General features: G+C 66.0%; 16 protein-coding genes. 12 read left to right on the forward strand and 4 right to left on the reverse strand.

The features are described 5' to 3' along the window. Positions 1-76 precede the first annotated feature (76 nt). Positions 77-982, forward strand: coding sequence for a LysR family transcriptional regulator (locus tag LQV45_RS06715; protein WP_230006326.1), 906 nt, complete (start codon positions 77-79; stop codon positions 980-982). Positions 983-1,032: 50 nt separating this feature from the next. Here the strand turns inward: LQV45_RS06715 and sfnG are convergent, their stop codons facing one another. Beyond that, on the reverse strand, positions 1,033-2,166 hold the full coding sequence (gene sfnG, locus LQV45_RS06720; protein WP_230006327.1) for a dimethylsulfone monooxygenase SfnG: 1,134 nt from the start codon (positions 2,164-2,166) through the stop codon (positions 1,033-1,035). A 123-nt stretch (positions 2,167-2,289) separates the two neighbouring features. Between sfnG and LQV45_RS06725 the strand changes: the two genes are divergently transcribed. After that, complete coding sequence (locus LQV45_RS06725; RefSeq protein ID WP_230006328.1) at positions 2,290-3,351, forward strand: LLM class flavin-dependent oxidoreductase; 1,062 nt, start codon at positions 2,290-2,292, stop codon at positions 3,349-3,351. Between the two features lie 139 nt (positions 3,352-3,490). On the opposite strand, the gene LQV45_RS06730 is transcribed toward LQV45_RS06725, so the two are convergent. Beyond that, complete coding sequence (locus LQV45_RS06730; protein WP_230006329.1) at positions 3,491-4,435, reverse strand: RimK family alpha-L-glutamate ligase; 945 nt, start codon at positions 4,433-4,435, stop codon at positions 3,491-3,493. A 141-nt stretch (positions 4,436-4,576) separates the two neighbouring features. Here LQV45_RS06730 and LQV45_RS06735 point away from each other — a divergent pair, with 141 nt between their 5' ends. The 7 genes from LQV45_RS06735 (at position 4,577) to LQV45_RS06765 (ending at position 10,474) form a co-directional block, all read left to right on the forward strand. Next, positions 4,577-5,407, forward strand: coding sequence for a bifunctional 2-polyprenyl-6-hydroxyphenol methylase/3-demethylubiquinol 3-O-methyltransferase UbiG (locus LQV45_RS06735; protein ID WP_230006330.1), 831 nt, complete (start codon positions 4,577-4,579; stop codon positions 5,405-5,407). Positions 5,408-5,482: 75 nt separating this feature from the next. Next, positions 5,483-6,418 (forward strand): ABC transporter ATP-binding protein, encoded by a 936-nt coding sequence (locus LQV45_RS06740; RefSeq protein WP_230006331.1) that lies wholly within the window; start codon positions 5,483-5,485, stop codon positions 6,416-6,418. Then, on the forward strand, positions 6,415-7,212 hold the full coding sequence (locus LQV45_RS06745) for an ABC transporter permease (RefSeq protein ID WP_230006332.1): 798 nt from the start codon (positions 6,415-6,417) through the stop codon (positions 7,210-7,212). The genes LQV45_RS06740 and LQV45_RS06745 overlap by 4 nt, the downstream gene beginning before the upstream one ends. Positions 7,213-7,232: 20 nt before the next feature. After that, positions 7,233-8,336 carry a sensor histidine kinase gene (locus LQV45_RS06750; protein WP_230006333.1) on the forward strand — a complete coding sequence of 368 codons (1,104 nt, stop codon included), beginning with the start codon at positions 7,233-7,235 and terminating at the stop codon, positions 8,334-8,336. 46 nt (positions 8,337-8,382) lie between these two features. Next, on the forward strand, positions 8,383-8,988 hold the full coding sequence (locus LQV45_RS06755; RefSeq protein ID WP_230006334.1) for a response regulator transcription factor: 606 nt from the start codon (positions 8,383-8,385) through the stop codon (positions 8,986-8,988). A 209-nt stretch (positions 8,989-9,197) separates the two neighbouring features. Next, positions 9,198-10,145, forward strand: a complete 948-nt coding sequence (locus LQV45_RS06760; protein WP_230006335.1) for a hypothetical protein — start codon at positions 9,198-9,200, stop codon at positions 10,143-10,145. Between the two features lie 8 nt (positions 10,146-10,153). Further along, a complete protein-coding gene (locus LQV45_RS06765) occupies positions 10,154-10,474 on the forward strand; it encodes a hypothetical protein (protein WP_230006336.1) in 321 nt (106 codons plus the stop codon). A 130-nt stretch (positions 10,475-10,604) separates the two neighbouring features. On the opposite strand, the gene LQV45_RS06770 is transcribed toward LQV45_RS06765, so the two are convergent. Further along, on the reverse strand, positions 10,605-11,651 hold the full coding sequence (locus LQV45_RS06770; RefSeq protein ID WP_230006337.1) for a class I SAM-dependent DNA methyltransferase: 1,047 nt from the start codon (positions 11,649-11,651) through the stop codon (positions 10,605-10,607). A gap of 378 nt (positions 11,652-12,029) precedes the next feature. Here LQV45_RS06770 and LQV45_RS06775 point away from each other — a divergent pair, with 378 nt between their 5' ends. Beyond that, positions 12,030-12,842: a serine protease gene (locus LQV45_RS06775; protein WP_230006338.1), complete on the forward strand. Its 813-nt coding sequence runs from the start codon at positions 12,030-12,032 to the stop codon at positions 12,840-12,842. A 711-nt stretch (positions 12,843-13,553) separates the two neighbouring features. Here the strand turns inward: LQV45_RS06775 and LQV45_RS06780 are convergent. After that, positions 13,554-14,399, reverse strand: coding sequence for a hypothetical protein (locus LQV45_RS06780; protein WP_230006339.1), 846 nt, complete (start codon positions 14,397-14,399; stop codon positions 13,554-13,556). A gap of 312 nt (positions 14,400-14,711) precedes the next feature. Here LQV45_RS06780 and LQV45_RS06785 point away from each other — a divergent pair, with 312 nt between their 5' ends. Continuing rightward, on the forward strand, positions 14,712-15,362 hold the full coding sequence (locus LQV45_RS06785) for a type ISP restriction/modification enzyme (RefSeq protein WP_230006340.1): 651 nt from the start codon (positions 14,712-14,714) through the stop codon (positions 15,360-15,362). 222 nt (positions 15,363-15,584) lie between these two features. Beyond that, on the forward strand, positions 15,585-16,541 hold the full coding sequence (locus LQV45_RS06790; protein WP_230006341.1) for an AAA family ATPase: 957 nt from the start codon (positions 15,585-15,587) through the stop codon (positions 16,539-16,541). Positions 16,542-16,769: the final 228 nt, after the last annotated feature.

A 16,769-nucleotide genomic window follows, 5' to 3' on the forward strand; every position in this document is an offset into this window, starting at 1 on the left:
CCGCGAGACAGTCTGCGGAGGCTCGGACCATGCGGCAATGCCCAATGGTGCGGGTCCTATGTGCAGAATTGCAGACATGGATGCCGCGAACGTCCGCGCCGACGACCTCTTGACGCTCCTCGCGGTGGCGCGCACCGGCCGCTACACCGCTGCCGCGCAGGTGCGCGGCGTCGACCACACGACCGTCGCCCGTCGCATCGCCGCCCTCGAGGACGCCCTCGGCGGGCGTGTGGTCGTGGCTTCGTCCGGTCGCGGCTGGGAACTGACGGCGCTCGGGCAGCACGCGGTCGAGACGGCCGGCCGCATCGAGGCCGCGATGTCGCGCCTGTCCGGAGAGGGAGAGGAGCCCGACCCGGTGTCGGGGGTCGTGCGGATGTCGGCGACGGATGGATTCAGCGCCTACGTGGCCGCGCCCGCGATCGCGGCGCTGCGACAGCGGCATCCGGAACTCTCCGTCGAGATCGTCGCCACCCAGCGCCGGGCGGCCCTGCATCGCCCGGGCCTCGATCTGGAGGTGGTGGTGGGGGAGCCGCAGACCTCGCGCGGCACCGCGACCCGCGTGGGCACGTACACGCTCGGGATGTACGCGTCGCGGGCGTACTTGGAGCGCGAGGGGACGCCGCACAGTCTCGCCGAGCTGGAGCGGCACCGGCTCGTGTACTTCGTCGACTCGATGCTGCAGGTGGAGGCCCTCGACCTGCCGCGGCGGCTCGTGCCGCGCATGCGCGACGGCGTGACGTCGACGAACGTCTTCGTGCACGTGGAAGCGACACGGGCAGGTGCCGGAATCGGCATGCTTCCCTGTTTCGCCGCCGACCGGCATGACGATCTGGTGCGGCTCCTGCCGTCGCTCGTCGCAGAGAGGTTGCCGTATTGGATGATCGTGCGCGCGGATTCGCTGCGGATCCCCGCCGTTGCCGCGCTCGCGGACGCCCTACGAGACCAGACGGCGCGGGCGCAGCCGATGCTCGACGGCGCGTAACGCGTATTCCGAAAGCGGAATGCGCGGATCCGTGTCGCACCGAGGACAGGTCAACGACCGGCCACGCCGATCGGATCGCCCGTCCGGGCGAGGTCGGCCTCGAGCTCGCGCACGATCGGGATCACCGTCTCTCCGAACCGCTCGAGCTCCTCCTGGAAGTGCAAGAACCCGAGCAGGAGCAGGTCGACCCCGCGCTTCTTGTACTCGATGATGCGCTCCGCGATCTGCTGCGCGTCGCCGAAGAGCTGCGTGCGGAAGCCGTCGTTGTACTGCACGAGGTCCTCGACCGTCGAGTCGGCCCACATCCCCTTCTTGTCGGTGGTGGCGTTGCCCGCCTCCTGCACGCTCCGGCGGAATCCCTCGACCGCGGCGTCGTCGGCTTGCGCGATGATCTCGCGCAGTTGCTCTTCGGCTTCCGCGCGGCTGTCGCGCTGGATGACGAAGCCGTTCAGCCCGAATCGCGTGCGGCGTCCGTGCTCCGCCGCGATGCGTGTGACGTCGTCGTATTGCTCAGTGAACCCGTTGAAGTCCTTGCCGTTCGAGAAGTACCAGTCGGCGTAGGCGCCGCCGTTGAAGCGTGCGGCCGTGGAGTTCCCGCCCTGGAAGATGTCGGGGTGCGCGCGCCCGGGCACCCCGTACGGGAAGGGTCGGAGCGTGAAGTCGGTGATGTCGTAGTACTTGCCGTGGAACGAGAACTTCTCCTGAGTCCAGAGCCCGCGCAAGATCTGGATGAACTCCGCCGCCCGCTCATACCGCTCGTCGTGCTCGAGCCACTCCAGACCGAGGTCGGTGTACTCGTCTTTGAACCAACCGCTCACGACGTTGACCGCGGCCCGGCCGTGCGAGAACTGGTCGGCGGTGTTGATGAACTTCGCCAGGACAGCCGGATGCCAGATCCCGGGGTGGATGGCCGAGATCACCTTGAGCTTCTCGGTGGCCAGCAGCAACGCGAGGCTGATTGAGGTGGATTCGTGCTGCTGCGCGGCCCCGTAACTCGAGGCGTACCGCACCTGGCTGAGGGCGTATTCGAATCCGACACGTTCCGCGGTGCGGGCGAGCTCGACGTTGTAATCGAGGCTCCAGTCGGTGCGTTGCTCGATCGAGCTGATCACCAGGCCGCCGCTGACATTGGGGACCCAATAGGCGAATTTCAGCGGCTCGTGGGTGGACGCGATGTCGGTCATGGGGGCTCCTCGGTGATCGGTTGCGGGCTACCGTCGCACCGGCCGCGCGAGCGGTCAACGACATGTGACGGACGATTTCTCCCCGTGACGACACACAGCGGATGCCGAGTGAGGATGGATGCCATGACCTCCCCCCAGCGCGTGCGTTTCGGTTACTGGACCCCGATCTTCGGCGGGTGGCTCCGCAACGTCGACGACGAGCAGACGCCCGTGTCGTTCGCCCACATCGCCGAGATCGCGCGGGCCGCCGAGGAGGGCGGCTTCGACCTGACGCTGATCCCCGAGCTGAATCTCAACGACATCAAGGGCGTCGAGGCGCCGTCGCTCGACGCGTGGGCGGTGACCGCGGGCCTCGCGGCCGTGACCTCGAAGCTCGAGCTTCTGGCGGCGGTGCGCCCCGGCTTCCACAACCCGTTCCACACGGCGAAGCAGGCCGCGACGATCGACGAGATCAGCGGTGGGCGCTTCACGCTCAACGTCGTGTCGGCGTGGTGGGCGGAGGAAGCGAAGCAGTACGACGGGCTCTTCAGCGCCCACGACGACCGGTACGCCCGCACGATCGAATGGGTCGAGGTGCTGCGCGGCCTGTGGACGCAGACGCCGTTCGCGTACGAGGGGGAGTACTACGGCACCGAGGGCACCTTCCTGGAGCCGAAGCCGCGGGTGCTCCCGCGTCTGTACGCCGGGGGAGAGAGCGAGGCGGGGCGTACCGCGATCACGCGGTTCGCCGACGCGTACCTGACGCACGGCGGCACGCTCGACGAGCTCTCGACGAAGGTCGCCGACATGCGACGTCGGCGCGCCGAGGCCGGTGCGGCGCCGTTCGAGGCGTTCGGCATGGCGGCGTACGCGGTCGTGCGCGACACCGAAGACGAGGCGCAGGCCGAGATCGACCGCATCACCGACGTGCGCGGGGGAGCGGCCTACGGCTCGTACCAGGACTTCGTGAGCAAGTCGAAGCTCGACACCCCCGTCGACCTGAAGGAGTACTCGGTGTCGAACCGCGGCCTCCGCCCGAACCTCATCGGCACGCCCGACCAGGTCGCCGAACGCATCGTGGAGTTCGCGAACGTCGGCGTCTCGACGCTGCTCCTGCAGTTCTCGCCGCACCTGCCCGAGCTGCAGCGCTTCGCCGCCGAGGTCATCCCGCGCGTGCGGCGGCTGGAGGCGTTGCGCGACGCGTGAGGCGCGGCAACGCGTGATCGACGCGCACGCGAGCCCCCGCCGAGTGGAGCCCGCGCGACCCCGAGTCCCGCGCGGCCTCATGCCCGGGCGGAATCGAACCCGCGACCCCGAACCCGCGCGCCCCCGAACCCGCGCGACCTCAGCGCTGCGCGAGGGCCGGGGCGTCGTGCTCGAGTAGCGCCCCGAGCCAGCGGGCGATCTGCCGCGGACCCGAGAGCGGGGCGGATGCCTCAACGTCGGGGTTGTAGTTCGTGTTGGTGTTCACGTCGTAGGTGACGGTGCGGCCGTCGAGCGTCTCGATGAACTCGATGCCGGCGACCCCGATGCCCTCGGCCGCGAGGAACGCGAGGTAGCGGTCGATGAGCGCCGGGTCGACGTCGTCTCGGAGGCGGAACATCGGCTCGGGCTCCACGCCGTCGGCGCCGGGGATCGCGCACGCCTCGGCCGGGCACAGTTCGAAGCTGCCCGCGCTCGTGTCGACGCGCACGGCGTAGACGAACTCGCCCCCGACGAACTCGGCGCGAGTGACGAACGGCGAGCGCGCCACGAGAAGCTCCTGCAGCAGCGTGATGCCGTCAGGGGAGGGCTCGAAGTCGGGGCCGGCGACCCAGGCGGCGAACTCTGCGTGAGAATCCCACCGGCGCACGCCGAGGCCTTTGCCGCCCTGGTTGTGCTTGCTGATGAAGGGCGCCTCGAACTCCTCGGCCTTCGCCGCCAACCCCGCGGTTCCGAAGACCGCCACCGTCCGCGGCACCTCGATGCCCGCGTGACGCAGAGCCGCGTGCTGCGCGACCTTGCTCACCTCGAGCTCGAGCACGTCGGCACCATTCACGACGGTGCGGCCCCACGACGCGAGCCAGCGCAGCACCGCGCGGCCGTACTCCTTACTGTCGCCGTGGTCGCGCGTGTGCGCCGAGGCGCTCAGACGCGACCAGAACACGCCCTCGGGCGGCTCGACCGAGAGGTCGATCGAACCGTCGGTGAGAAGCCATTCCCTCAGCGGAATATTCTCCGCGGCGAACGCCGCCTGGAACGGCGGAAGCCACTGGGGGTTCTCATGGATCACGTACACGCTGCCCGACATGGTTTCCACGCTAACCCGGGCCCCCGACACCGGGGCGGGCCCACGTCACGGGCCGTCACGGCGTTCCGCCGAGTGCAAGCCTGGGGGAGTGGCATCCGCGGTCTGTATCGTGGCAAGGCTGCACGACCGGAGAGGGATGCCATGACCGCCGAGTACATCGATGCGAACCGCGCCAACTGGAACGAGCGCGCCACCCTGCACGCGGCCCGCGACGGGTCGGGCTACGGGGTTCAGAGGTACGTCGACGACCGTGAGGCCCTGTCGGACGTCGTGCGCTTCGACCTGCCCTTGCTGGGCGACATCGCCGGCACACGGGCGGTTCACCTTCAGTGCCACATCGGCACCGACACACTGTCGCTCGCACGCCTCGGCGCCCGAGTGACGGGCCTGGACTTCTCGGAAAACGCGGTCGCCGAGGCGGGACGTCTCGTCGCTGAGACAGGTGATGCCGTCGATTTCATCCAATCGGACGTTTCTCGCGCGACGGATGTGCTGCCGGCGGGGGAGTTCGACCTCGTCTACACGGGTATCGGGGCGCTGTGCTGGCTCCCGTCGATCACCGAGTGGGCGGGCGTCGTCGCCGAGCTGCTCGCTCCCGGCGGGACGCTGCACGTCCGCGAGGGGCACCCGATCCTGTGGTCGATGAACGAAACGATGCCCGGGCTCACGCTCGCGTTCCCGTACTTCGAACAGCCCGCGCCGCTGGAATGGGATGACGACAGCACGTACGTCGAGGTGTCGGCACCGCTGCAGTCGACACGGACGTACGAGTGGAACCGCGGCCTCGGCGAGATCGTCACGGCGCTGCTCGATCGGGGCCTGCGGCTCGACGCCCTCATCGAGCACGACAGCGTGCCGTGGGAGGCGCTCCCCGGCCGCATGACGCTGCGTCCCGACGGCGAGTACGCCCTCACAGAGCAGCCGTCGGTCATGCCGCTGAGCTACACGATCCGGGCGTCGAAGCCGGCCTGACCCATGACGAACGTCACCCCCACAAGATGACCCCCGCACCAGGCACGGGCCCCGCCGCCGGGCCACCATGAGGACATGACCTCCTCCACCCCCGGCCCCGCGGCGATCGACGCGCGGGGCGTCGTCAAGAGTTTCGGCTCCGTCCACGCCGTCCGCGGCGTCGATCTGCGCGTGCAGCCCGGCGAGATCGTGGCGTTCCTCGGCCCGAACGGCGCCGGCAAGACCACGACGATCGACATGATCCTCGGCCTGACGACCCCCGACTCCGGCTCCATCGAGGTGTTCGGGCACAGCCCGCGCGGTGCGGTCTCGCGCGGCCTCGTCTCGGCCGTGCTCCAGAGCGGCGGACTGCTGAAAGACCTGACCGTGCGCGAAACGGTGGAGCTGACGGCGAGCCTCTTCGCCGAGAAGCGTCCCGTGGACGAGACGCTGGAGCGGGCTGGCATCCGGGATCTGGCGAACCGTCGCGTGGGCCTGTGCTCGGGCGGCGAACAGCAGCGCCTGCGATTCGCGATGGCGCTCGTCAGCGACCCAGCGCTGCTGATCCTCGACGAGCCGACCACCGGAATGGACGTCGAGGCGCGCCGCTCGTTCTGGAGCGCGATCCGGGCGGATGCCGCCCGTGGACGCACCGTCATGTTCGCCACGCACTACCTCGATGAGGCCGACGAGTACGCCGACCGCATCGTGCTGATGACCCGCGGGCAGATCGTCGCCGACGGATCGACGGCCGAGATCAAGAACCTCGTGTCGGGCCGGGTCGTGCAGGCGACGATCCCGGATGCCGACCTCGCGGCGCTGGCATCCGTGCCCGGTGTCGACTCGGTCGAGGCGTCCGGCGAGCGCGTCACGATCCACACGCGCGACTCCGACGCGCTCGCGAAGCACCTGCTCACCGCCACCGCAGCGCGGGATCTGGAGATCACCGCGCAGAACCTCGAGAGCGTGTTCGTCGCTCTGACCATCGACTCCCCGGCATCCGCCGACGCCTCGAACGGAGCACTCCGATGACCGCCATCAGCCTCGATCGCCCCGCGCCCGTCCTGGGCGGGTTCACCCTGACGTATTTGCGGATCGAGCTTCTCCGAAAGCTCCGCAACCCGCGGGCGCTGATCTTCACGGTCGCGTTCCCCGTGCTGATGTTCTTCATCATCGGGTACCAGATGCTCGATCTGCCCCTCACCGATACGCCCGTGGCATCCGGGGGAGTGTCGGTGGCCGCGTACATCATGGTGTCGATGGCGATGTACGGCGCGATGATGTCGGCGACCCAGACGGGGGCCGCGGTCGCCGTCGAGCGCGCGCAGGGCTGGACCCGTCAGCTGCGTCTCACGCCGCTGAATCCCCTGGTCAACGTCATCATCAAGCTTTTGGCCGGCATGGTGTTCGGGCTCATTGCGGTGGTGGCGACGTACATCGTGGCATCCCTGTCGGGGGTCGAGCTCTCGGCGGTGCAGTGGATCGTCACGGGAGTGGCCGCGTGGCTGCTGGCAGGGGCGGTGTTCACGACGCTCGGACTCATGGTCGGGTACATGGTGCCGGGCGAGAACGTCGCGCAGATCACGAGCCTCGCGGTGGTGCTGCTGTCGTTCCTCGGCGGGCTGTTCTACCCGCTGTCGACGATGCCCGACTTCCTCCAGACGATCGGCAAGCTGACGCCCGTGTACGGCATCGGGGTGCTCGCTCGCGCGCCGCTGACGGGGGATGCCTTCGACCTCGGCGCCCTGATCAACGCGGTGGTGTGGCTCGCGGTGTTCGTCGCGGGCACGGTCTACTTCTTCCGCCGGGACACGCGGCGTTCGTGAGCCGCTCTATCGTGAACGACATGAGCGAGACGACCGGCCCGGGGCGCGTGCGCGCTCCGGGCTACGGTCCGAGCGATCGCGGCTGGTTCCTCGGCGCGGGGCTCTCGCTCATCTGGACGTTCCCGACTTTGCTGTCGCTGTGGGAACTGCCGAACGTCTGGGCGGCCGTCGCGGGTTCCGGCATCGTTGTCGTGTTCGCGGCGATTTTCCTGCTATCGGTTCCGGTGATCCGCCGCATGCCCGTGCGGTTTGCGCGGCTCGTGCCCGCCGGCATCCTGCTCGCGCTGAGCCTCTCGCTCGTGCCCTGGCTCGGCGCGGACGTGCGCTGGATGTGGACGTTCGTCGGTGTCGCCGTCGCCGTGTCCCGCGTGGGGCGGGCAGTGGTCTTCTCGATCATCGCGGTGCTCGCGGCGGTGTCGTTCCTCGTAGGGGTGCACGAAGGCACCTTCCTCAGCGCGCTGAACGCGGCGATCATCGTGTCGGTGTCGTTCATGATGTTCTCGTTCGTCGAGAACGTCGTCACGCTCGAGAAGCTCCGCACCGCGCAAGAGCAAGTGGCCGAACTCGCCGCAGAACGCGAGCGGGGGAGGGTCGCGCGCGACGTGCACGACATCCTCGGCCACTCGCTGACCGTGATCACGGTGAAGACCGAGCTGGCCGGACGACTGATGGATGCCGGCTCCCCGGCCGCCCGCGACGAGATCGCCCAGATCGAGCAACTGTCGCGCGGCGCGTTGGCCGATGTGCGCGCGACGGTGCACGGGTATCGCGGCGTGAGCATCAGCGGCGAGCTCGCGGCCGCGCGCGCGGCGCTGGAGAGCGCCGGCGTGACCGCGGAGCTGCCCGGGTCGACGGAGCAGGTGCCGTCGGACCGACGCGAGCTTGCGGGCTGGGTGGTGCGCGAGGCGGTGACGAACGTGGTGCGGCACGCGGGGGCATCCGTATGCCGGGTTTCGCTCGACGGCCGCTCGATCGATGTTGCCGATGATGGGCGCGGGCCGTCTGGTGCTCCGTCGTCCGGTTCGGGGCTGGCGGGGCTGCGCGAGCGCGTCGAGACCACCGGCGCCCGCATGTCCGTGGGTCGCAGCGACCTCGGCGGATTCCGTGTGAGGGTGACGTGGTGATCGGTATGACCGTGGGCCGAAGCGGGCTCCGTGTGAGGGTGACGTGGTGATCCGACTACTCATCGCCGACGATCAGGCGCTCGTGCGCGGTGCCCTCGCCGCGCTGCTCGGCCTGGAGCCCGACATCGAGGTCGTCGCCCAGGTCGGCCGCGGCGACGAGGTGGTCGAGGCCGCCCGCGCATCCGACGCGACCGTGGCCCTACTCGACATCGAGATGCCCGGCATCGACGGCATCGCCGCCGCGGCTCAGCTGCGTGCGGAGGTTCCCGGATGCCGCGCCCTCATGGTCACGACCTTCGGCCGGCCGGGATACCTGGCGCGTGCCATGCAGGCTGGGGCGTCGGGGTTCGTGGTGAAGGACACTCCCGCGGCGGAGCTGGCGGATGCCGTGCGGCGGGTGTCGGCGGGGTTCCGCGTGGTGGATCCATCGCTGGCCGCAGAGTCACTGGCGCAGGGGGACTCACCGCTGACCGAGCGGGAGACGGATGTGCTGGCCGCGGCACGATCGGGCGGGTCGATCGCCGACATCGCGCGAATGGTGCACCTGTCGGAAGGGACGGTGAAGAATCACCTGTCCAGCGCGATCGGGAAGACCGGCGGCCGAAATCGCGCGGATGCCGTGCGGGTGGCGGTGGAGCGGGGGTGGCTTTAAGCCGACGCTCAGCGCAACCTCACTAACCCCGTGGGGGAAGCGGCCGTGTCCTCCCTGTGGCGGACACAACCCAGCTTCAGGTGGATTTCGCGGCTCACACGCATGCGTGCATGCTCACGCTTCTTAGTGTTCCTTAGCGGCCACGGCATTGAGCACGAGATCAACTCGCCATTCTGCTCTCGCTTCCGCGCCGCAGAGAGGTGAATCACATGACAAGCGAACCCGTATCCCCGCGAGCGCGGCTCTACAGGCACCTGACCGTGGCGGCTATAGCCTGTTGCGTCGTCGCCTGGTCGGCGGTGCCGGCTTCGGCAATCGAGCCCACCAGCGCCATCAACGCTTCTGAAGTTGCGACCCTCGTCTCGGACGCCGCCCCGGACCTCATTGAACCGGCGCCTGCCGTCGAGACTGGAAGTTCATTCGAGGCAGGCACCCTCGGTACGGACACGAGTATCCCCGTCAGTCCGGATGACCCCATCGAAGTGTCGACGACGGTCGGAGGGAGAGAACTTTCGGCCAGCATCACGCTGCCGGAAGGACTCGACCTCAGCCGAGCAGAGGCGACCGATGACGGGACCGTCGTCTACACGAGCGACAACGACGCGAGCGTCGCAGTTCAAGCGTTGGAGACCGGCGACACCCGCGTGCACACCGTGATTCCTGATCCCCATGCGACGCACGAGGCAGAGTTCGGAATGGACGGTTTCCGGGCCGTCGTCGATACAACGGGCAACGCGGCGTTCGTCCAGGACGGCCGTGAAGGAGTCGCGGTTCCCGTTGATGCCCCCTGGGCAACGGACGCGAGCGGCGCGCCGGTTCCTACGCACTATGAGGTTCGCGGTGATCGACTCGTCCAGATCGTCTCTCCGACGGATGCCACCATCTACCCGATCGTCGCCGATCCAACCTGGGGCTGGCGGAATGCGACATGGGGGCTCACGCTCACTCGCTCGGAAACGGCGAACATCAAGGACTACGCGGGCGCCTCATCGTTCTGCGCCGCCTTGGCGAAGGACAAGCGGCTCGTGCTCGCATGCGGGCTGTGGTCGGGATATCTGCAGGTGCAGGCCGCTACGGCGAACAACCTGCGTCCGAAAGGGTGCTTGCACATCGTCGTAGCGCCGCTGCCCGGTGCAATTTCACACACCTATTGCTGAGGCGGAAGATGGAACAGGTTCTCACGTTGCTCCGCGAGCCCGTGGTGGTGTGCATACTTGCCGCCCTGATCGGTGTCGGAGCCGGGTTGGGATATGAGCTCCGGAGTCCGCGTGCCCTCGCGGGAGCGGCGGCAGCAGCGGCTGTCGCCAGCGCCCTCATCTCGTCGCTCGCCAGCGAGGCGACGCTCGCCGCGCCGGCCTTGATTGTCGGCTTCGCGATCACAGCGATGATCCGCGATCGGGTCGGGCGCAAGATGGCCGATCGGCACGCGAACGAAGTTGCTACTCGGCCTTCGGGGGCACTACCCACCAACCCGTCGCGCGACTGAAAATCGTGAGGTCACGGGATCGACGCCCGTCGGAGCCACAAGGTGACCGTTACAGTCATCCTAGAAGCCCCCACCTAGCTTCTAACATGGTGGGGGTTTTGCTTTTCCCTGGTGAGAGGCGGTTATGGGGTCAACGCCCGCCGGACCCACTTGCCCCCGAGTCGTCGATGTCGCGCATCTTCGACGCGACATGCAAGAGGAACAGCATCGCCGCGTCGCCGACCGCCGGAAGGCCGGGTGCGAAGCGACCACGTCCCCCGCGCGCATGCTGCTTTTTTACGTCGGACTCGACAGCCTTCCAGTCGGTGCCGAATGGCGGATTGGAGAGCACGTAGTCGAAACGCCGCCCCTCGAACCGGTCGACGACGAGCGTGTCGCCCTGCCGGACGTTCGACGGGTCCTGCCCTTTGATGAGCAGGTCAGCCTTGCAGATTGCGTAGGTTCGCGCATTGATCTCCTGGCCGTAAAGCGCGGTGGACGCGTCCGGGTTGAGCCCATGAAGGTGCTCGTCGGCAACTGTCAACATGCCGCCTGTGCCTACCGTGGGGTCGTATATGGATCGCACAGTACCGCGGTCGCGCAGGGCCTCAGTGTCCTCGGCGTAGACCAGGTCAACGAGGAGCCTCACAACGTCGCGCGGCGTGTAGAACTGGCCGGCACCGTCGTTAGCAGACTCGGCAAACCGATAGATGAGGTTCTCGAAGAGGTCCCCCATATCGGCGTTGGACACCTTGTCCGGCGACAGGTCGATCCCCTCAAAATGCCGAGTGACCTGGGCGAGGCGGTCGCGCTCGTCGAGCGTGCGGATGACGTTCTCGAAGTCAAAGGACCGGAACACGTCTAGGTTCGCTGAGAAGCCGCCCACGTAGTGAATAAGGTTCTCGGCCAAGTTATCTGGGTCCTGCAGCGCCCTCTCGAGCGTGTAGTCGCTAGTGGTCCAGAACGAAAGCCCGGCGCTGTCCTCGGTGCGTGTCGCGATTTTCAGGTGCGTGCGCCGCTGCGGCTCGCCCCGGTAGCGCCGGACGATCTCGGCCATTGCCACGCGGTGCGGCGACATCACGCACTCCAGGCGGCGCAGCACTGTGAACGGGAGGATCACGCGACCGTACTCGGCTTCGGAATATGGACCGCGCAGAGTGTCGGCGACACTCCACACAAAGCTCGAAAGAACGGACACTACAGGTGATCCTCCGGATCTGGTCGGCGCTGAACAAGCCGGCCAACCGGCGAACTAGGTGCGTTCCACACCTTTGCCAAGACAGGCAACTCGCATGCCTCCGACCCGATCTGCTCAGTAGCATCTCACCAGCCGCCCACCCGCGCGGTGGCCAGGCACCAGCTTGAACAGCCGAAGTTTTGGAGCAGGTCATCGAAACGAGACCCGGCGGGGTAGTCGCGGCAACTGTGGCCCCCGGCCCCAAGCCACGACTACGCGCTTGGATGAGAGGCTGATGCACACTGCAGCCAGCCGAGATGCGGAGCAAGACCGCTAGGGTTTCTCGCGCACGGATAAATGCTCAAGCCATCTCCGCGGCTGAGTGTAAGGAGTTCAGCGTTGTCTTTTCCGTCGTTCATGTCTGTCTACGTGGAAGCCGTTCGACCGTCTTTCGATGATCCGGACGAGTCTCTTCTCATCATTCAAGGGACCGGTTTCGTCCTCGAACACTATGGTCAGAATTTCCTCGTCACGAATGGTCACATTGTCACCGGACGCGATCGAAAGACGATGAAACCATTGGGTAGCGCGTCACTACCCAAACAACTTCGCGTCGTCATTCCGACCGTTGGCTCCGGAATCGGCGAGGCCGGTGAACATCTTGCCCTGCTCGGCACCCGCACCGTGATGCTGGATCTCTATGACGAGGATGGGCAGGCCCTCTGGTACAGCCACCCCGTGTTCGGCACAAGGTTCGACGTGGTGGCTCTGCCGATCGACCCACCTGCGCGGCAGCTCCCGGACATCTCGGGAATTTACCTGCCCTACCGTTTTGCCTCGACTGCAGCAGGGCTGGAACCACCCGACGAAGTGAGCATCGTGGGGTTCCCTTACGGTTTGCGAGGCGGGGCATCAACAGCGATATGGATTCGGGGAACAATCGCCACGGAACCAAAGATGCCGTATGAGGGCGAAGATTGCTTTCTCGTGGACGCCCGGACTCGCGAAGGGCAGTCGGGGTCGCCCGTCATTGAATACCCGGCAGCCGATGCGGGGCCTAACGAAGAATGGCGGTTGATCGGGGTGTACTCGTCACGTGTGACCGACCCCTCAACAGGGGCGATGTCCACCGATCTCGGAAGAGTATGGACCGCGAGCGCACTTGAGGCCGTTATTGACGGTGGGGAGCCTGACGGTCTCGTTTATGAGTGATTAGTGAATGCGTAGGTCCCGGACACCGGGCCCAGATCGCGCTAGTTCAGCCGACTTCTCATCAATCAACAGGGCCCCAACTCAGATGGCGCGACGACCTGGTTCATGCAACGCCCGCGCCCGTCCGATCCTCCGTCGAAGCTGTTGATCGCAGCATCTGCGGGCCCACCTACGAACCTAGACACCAGAAAAATCGGCCCGCAGTGCGCCACTGGAAAAGCCAACCTCCGGGAGCTGGCGACTGAAGGACACGGGCCCATGCCGAGATTGGGTCGCCCGTAAGCGCGTCCGCTCACCGCTATGTCACGACTGTGTCACAAACGTGTCGACACGACAGCGCACGAGGTCGCACACTTTCGACCAACCGCAACACAACCTAGTAGGACCTTGTAGGACGAGAAAGGTGCCGGGGGCCTGAAAATCGTGAGGTCACGGGATCGACGCCCGTCGGAGCCACAGGGTGATCATTACAGTCACCTTAGAAACCCTCGTCTAGCTTCTACATGGCGGGGGTTTCGTTTTGCCTGGTGGGCGTGGTTTCCCGCGGACTCCGGCTCCTATTTCCGCCGATAGATTCAGTGAAAATAGCTAGTCAACGCGGGCGGCGGTCGCGAAGGTGGGCGGCCTTAAGCTGTGGCTGGGCCGGTCCCGGGCCGGTTCGAGCGCGAAAATATCCCCCGAGCTGCTACTAGCGTCCCTCGAACCCGTCCGTCATGGACTCGAAGACACAGCGGGCTGGCTGTCAAGTAGACGGAGCAAAGCAGTGACGTGCATCAGTGCAAGTGTCGCGTTCACTACAGTGAACTGTCTTCTCGAAACACCGTGCACCGTCCCGTGACGGCTATACGTACGCGGGACGAGATCCCCCTGTTCGGGAAAGTACTGGCCGTGCGCAGACCAGATGCCCAACAACGTGATAGCTGCCCGAACCGAGAAGTCATCGACTTTCGGTTTCGACTTCTGGCTTGTGACTGCCTTCTTGAGTGGCCCTAGCTGGTCCGCCAGAATTGTGTCCAACAGATTGGCGCAGAGCGCCTGCGAAGCGTCGCGATAGCCTGCGCGCATTGCCAACGCGGCATGTTCAGCGAAGGCGACATGACGCAGCAGGTCGCCGCGCGCTACGAGGGCAAGTTCGCTCTCGCAAGCCGCCAGGATAGTCCGCGCGTTATTTCGGATCACCCGCCGGCGGGCTCCGGGGTCGGGCACCGCGAGAATTTTCGAGATGACAGCAGTAGGCGGCACGTAGGCGAACTGAATCCCCTCGTTCGTCGCTAGGTCCAGGATCCTGTCCAGGTCCATTCCGGCACCAAGGCCCCGGATATTCGGAGGAAGGGTGTCGAGCAGATCGGGAAGGACTTTCGCGATCTGAAGAACAGCCGAAGCGACCGCGTCGAGTCCAGGCTTCAGAGCGTCGTAGGCCACCTGGGCAGCAGCGAAGACCTTCTGAATCTCGGACGCGATCGCTTGAAGCGACTTCGCCCAGGCGGGATTGAGTATCTGGGCACGCACACGGTCAATCCCCGCATCCTTACCCAGGTCATCGCCGCTGCCCGCCACAAACGAAGGCTATCGAATGTCGCAAGGGCCCACATAGAGAAGGAAGACTCGCCGTCAGATCTGTAGTAACGCGACGAACTTGTCATGGACGCCCGGCTCGATTCTCGCGTGCGGCGTCCTTCTCCGGGTGCACATCAGGGCAATCGGCGAGGCAACACCCGCATATGGGATGCGCGACCGAGCCCGAATCTGCTTCATTCGCACAGGCACACTTGGCGCAGCGACAAGCCGTGCCACGAGGCGGGAGATCCAGTCCGACGCGCTGCTCGTCGTCGATCTCAGACGCGAACACGATGTCGGGTCTTCGACGAGGTGGGTGGAAAGATCATTGCTCCGGCAACGCCCGGGTTCGAGCGCATTGAGAACATCACCGATGAGATTTTGACCGACTACCGGCAGTCGTTCGGGAACGGCGTCTCGAAGGACGACATCTTCTTCTACGTCTACGGGCTGCTCCACTCGCGCGAGTACCGGGCTGAGTTCGAGGCTGACCTCAAGAAGATGCTGCCGCGCATCCCGAAGGTCAAAGCGTTCAAGCAGTTCGTTGAAGCTGGTCGAGCGCTCTCCGAGCTTCATCTCAGCTACGAGACTGTTGAGCCCTACCCGCTAATCGAGAACGTCACGCCGGACGCCTCGCTTCGCGTCACCAAGATGCGGTACGCGAAGGAGAGACGCCACGACAACAAGACGACGATCATCTACAACGACGACATCACGCTCACTGGTATCCCAGAGGAGGCGCAGGAGTATCTGCTCGGGTCGCGCTCCGCGCTCGACTGGATCATCGAGCGCTATCAGGTGAAGACCGACAAGGCATCCGGCATCGTCAACGATCCGAACGCCTGGGGTGACGAGCACGGCGACCCGCGCTACATCCTCGACCTCATCAAGCGAATCACGACGGTGAGCATCGAGACGGTCGAGATCGTCAACGGACTGCCGTCGCTGGAGATGATCGGATGACGGGCAGTATCGAGAGGTAGGTCTAGCCCCGCGGCAGCACCGAGCGGACGGGCCCACCAGTGTCGGCACGTCACGGACGCTCAGGGTCACCAACGTTTCGTCGGCGGCCCGCGCAGTCGAGAGACGATCGCCGCGTGTCCTGCACCACACTCGGGTTGATCGTGGCGAATGTCAGCTCCCCCAGTAGAATCGGGCGCGAGACGGCAGCAACAGGAGGCTACGATGGCGCGCGCGGACCTACTGCTTGACCTCGTCCAGGCAGAGCGCCACGGAGATCGGGAGCGTTTTCGCGCGCTTGTCGAAGCCGTGATTGCAGAAGAGCGCGCGAACCAGCACCACCTGCTCGCGGATCGCCTGTCGGAAGTCATAACGACCTCTGGGCAGGGTATTTCTCGCGATGACAAGAGCAACGCAGTTCGTGATCTTCTTCACGAGGTCGTCCCCCAGCGCCGTCTGTCGGATCTCGATCTCGCACTCGTTCCCGAGCGCACCGTGAGCGAACTCATCGAAGAGCAGAAGCGAGCTGATCTCCTCAGAAGCTATGGGATTGAGCCTCGAAATCGTCTGCTTCTTTCAGGCCCACCTGGCAACGGAAAGACAAGCGTCGCGGAAGCGATCGCATCCGAGTTGATGCTTCCCTTCTACGTCGTTCGCTACGAAGGAATCGTTTCCAGCTTCCTCGGTGAAACTGCCGCTCGCCTCGACTCAGCTTTCGAATTTGCCCGCACTCGACGTTGCGTGTTGTTCTTCGACGAGCTGGACACGATCGCGAAAGAGCGAGCTGACGAGCACGAGACGGGCGAAATCAAACGAGTGGTCTCGACACTCTTGCTGCAGATCGACCGACTGCCAGCCCATGTCATCCTCGTCGGAGCAACGAACCACAGCGAGTTGCTGGACCGCGCAGCCTGGCGCCGCTTCCAGATCAGAGTGGATCTCGAAGTACCTAGTCGCGCTCGAGCAACGAAATTTCTCGAGCGCCTCGCCGCACGATTCGGTGGCGATCTCGGATTCACGCCGCGGACCCTCGCGGACAAGTTGGCTGGCGCCAGCTACGCGGAACTAGAAGAATTTGCGCTCGACGTGCGCCGTCGAGCAGTTCTAGCGTTACCCGAGCCGAATCTGCGCGCCATCGTGCAGGAGCGACTTGAACACCGGCGCGTTCAGGCCTCTGAATGAGCGGAGAGCCGTACCCGGTACTTGCACTGCCCTCGCCGCGAGTTGGTAACCGCGGACGTCAGTCACCATCGGTTCCACCGCGGGTCGTCGGGCCAGGGAGCACAGCCCAGGGCGCGCGGCTCGCACCCAAATTTCGTGAACTGTCGGAGGCGTTCGAGCATCGTCGTGCGGAGCTGACCGCGGACGTGGCAAACGAAATCGACCCAGAACTTGTCGTGGTGTTCGACC

The organism is Microbacterium sp. Bi128 (assembly GCF_918698205.1).

Coding starts and splice junctions, on each gene's coding strand:
- LQV45_RS06715 (WP_230006326.1), top strand. CDS start 77: ATGGATGCCGCGAACGTCCGCGCCGACGACCTCTTGACGCTCCTCGCG.
- sfnG (WP_230006327.1), bottom strand. CDS start 2,166: ATGACCGACATCGCGTCCACCCACGAGCCGCTGAAATTCGCCTATTGG.
- LQV45_RS06725 (WP_230006328.1), top strand. CDS start 2,290: ATGACCTCCCCCCAGCGCGTGCGTTTCGGTTACTGGACCCCGATCTTC.
- LQV45_RS06730 (WP_230006329.1), bottom strand. CDS start 4,435: ATGTCGGGCAGCGTGTACGTGATCCATGAGAACCCCCAGTGGCTTCCG.
- LQV45_RS06735 (WP_230006330.1), top strand. CDS start 4,577: ATGACCGCCGAGTACATCGATGCGAACCGCGCCAACTGGAACGAGCGC.
- LQV45_RS06740 (WP_230006331.1), top strand. CDS start 5,483: ATGACCTCCTCCACCCCCGGCCCCGCGGCGATCGACGCGCGGGGCGTC.
- LQV45_RS06745 (WP_230006332.1), top strand. CDS start 6,415: ATGACCGCCATCAGCCTCGATCGCCCCGCGCCCGTCCTGGGCGGGTTC.
- LQV45_RS06750 (WP_230006333.1), top strand. CDS start 7,233: ATGAGCGAGACGACCGGCCCGGGGCGCGTGCGCGCTCCGGGCTACGGT.
- LQV45_RS06760 (WP_230006335.1), top strand. CDS start 9,198: ATGACAAGCGAACCCGTATCCCCGCGAGCGCGGCTCTACAGGCACCTG.
- LQV45_RS06765 (WP_230006336.1), top strand. CDS start 10,154: ATGGAACAGGTTCTCACGTTGCTCCGCGAGCCCGTGGTGGTGTGCATA.
- LQV45_RS06790 (WP_230006341.1), top strand. CDS start 15,585: ATGGCGCGCGCGGACCTACTGCTTGACCTCGTCCAGGCAGAGCGCCAC.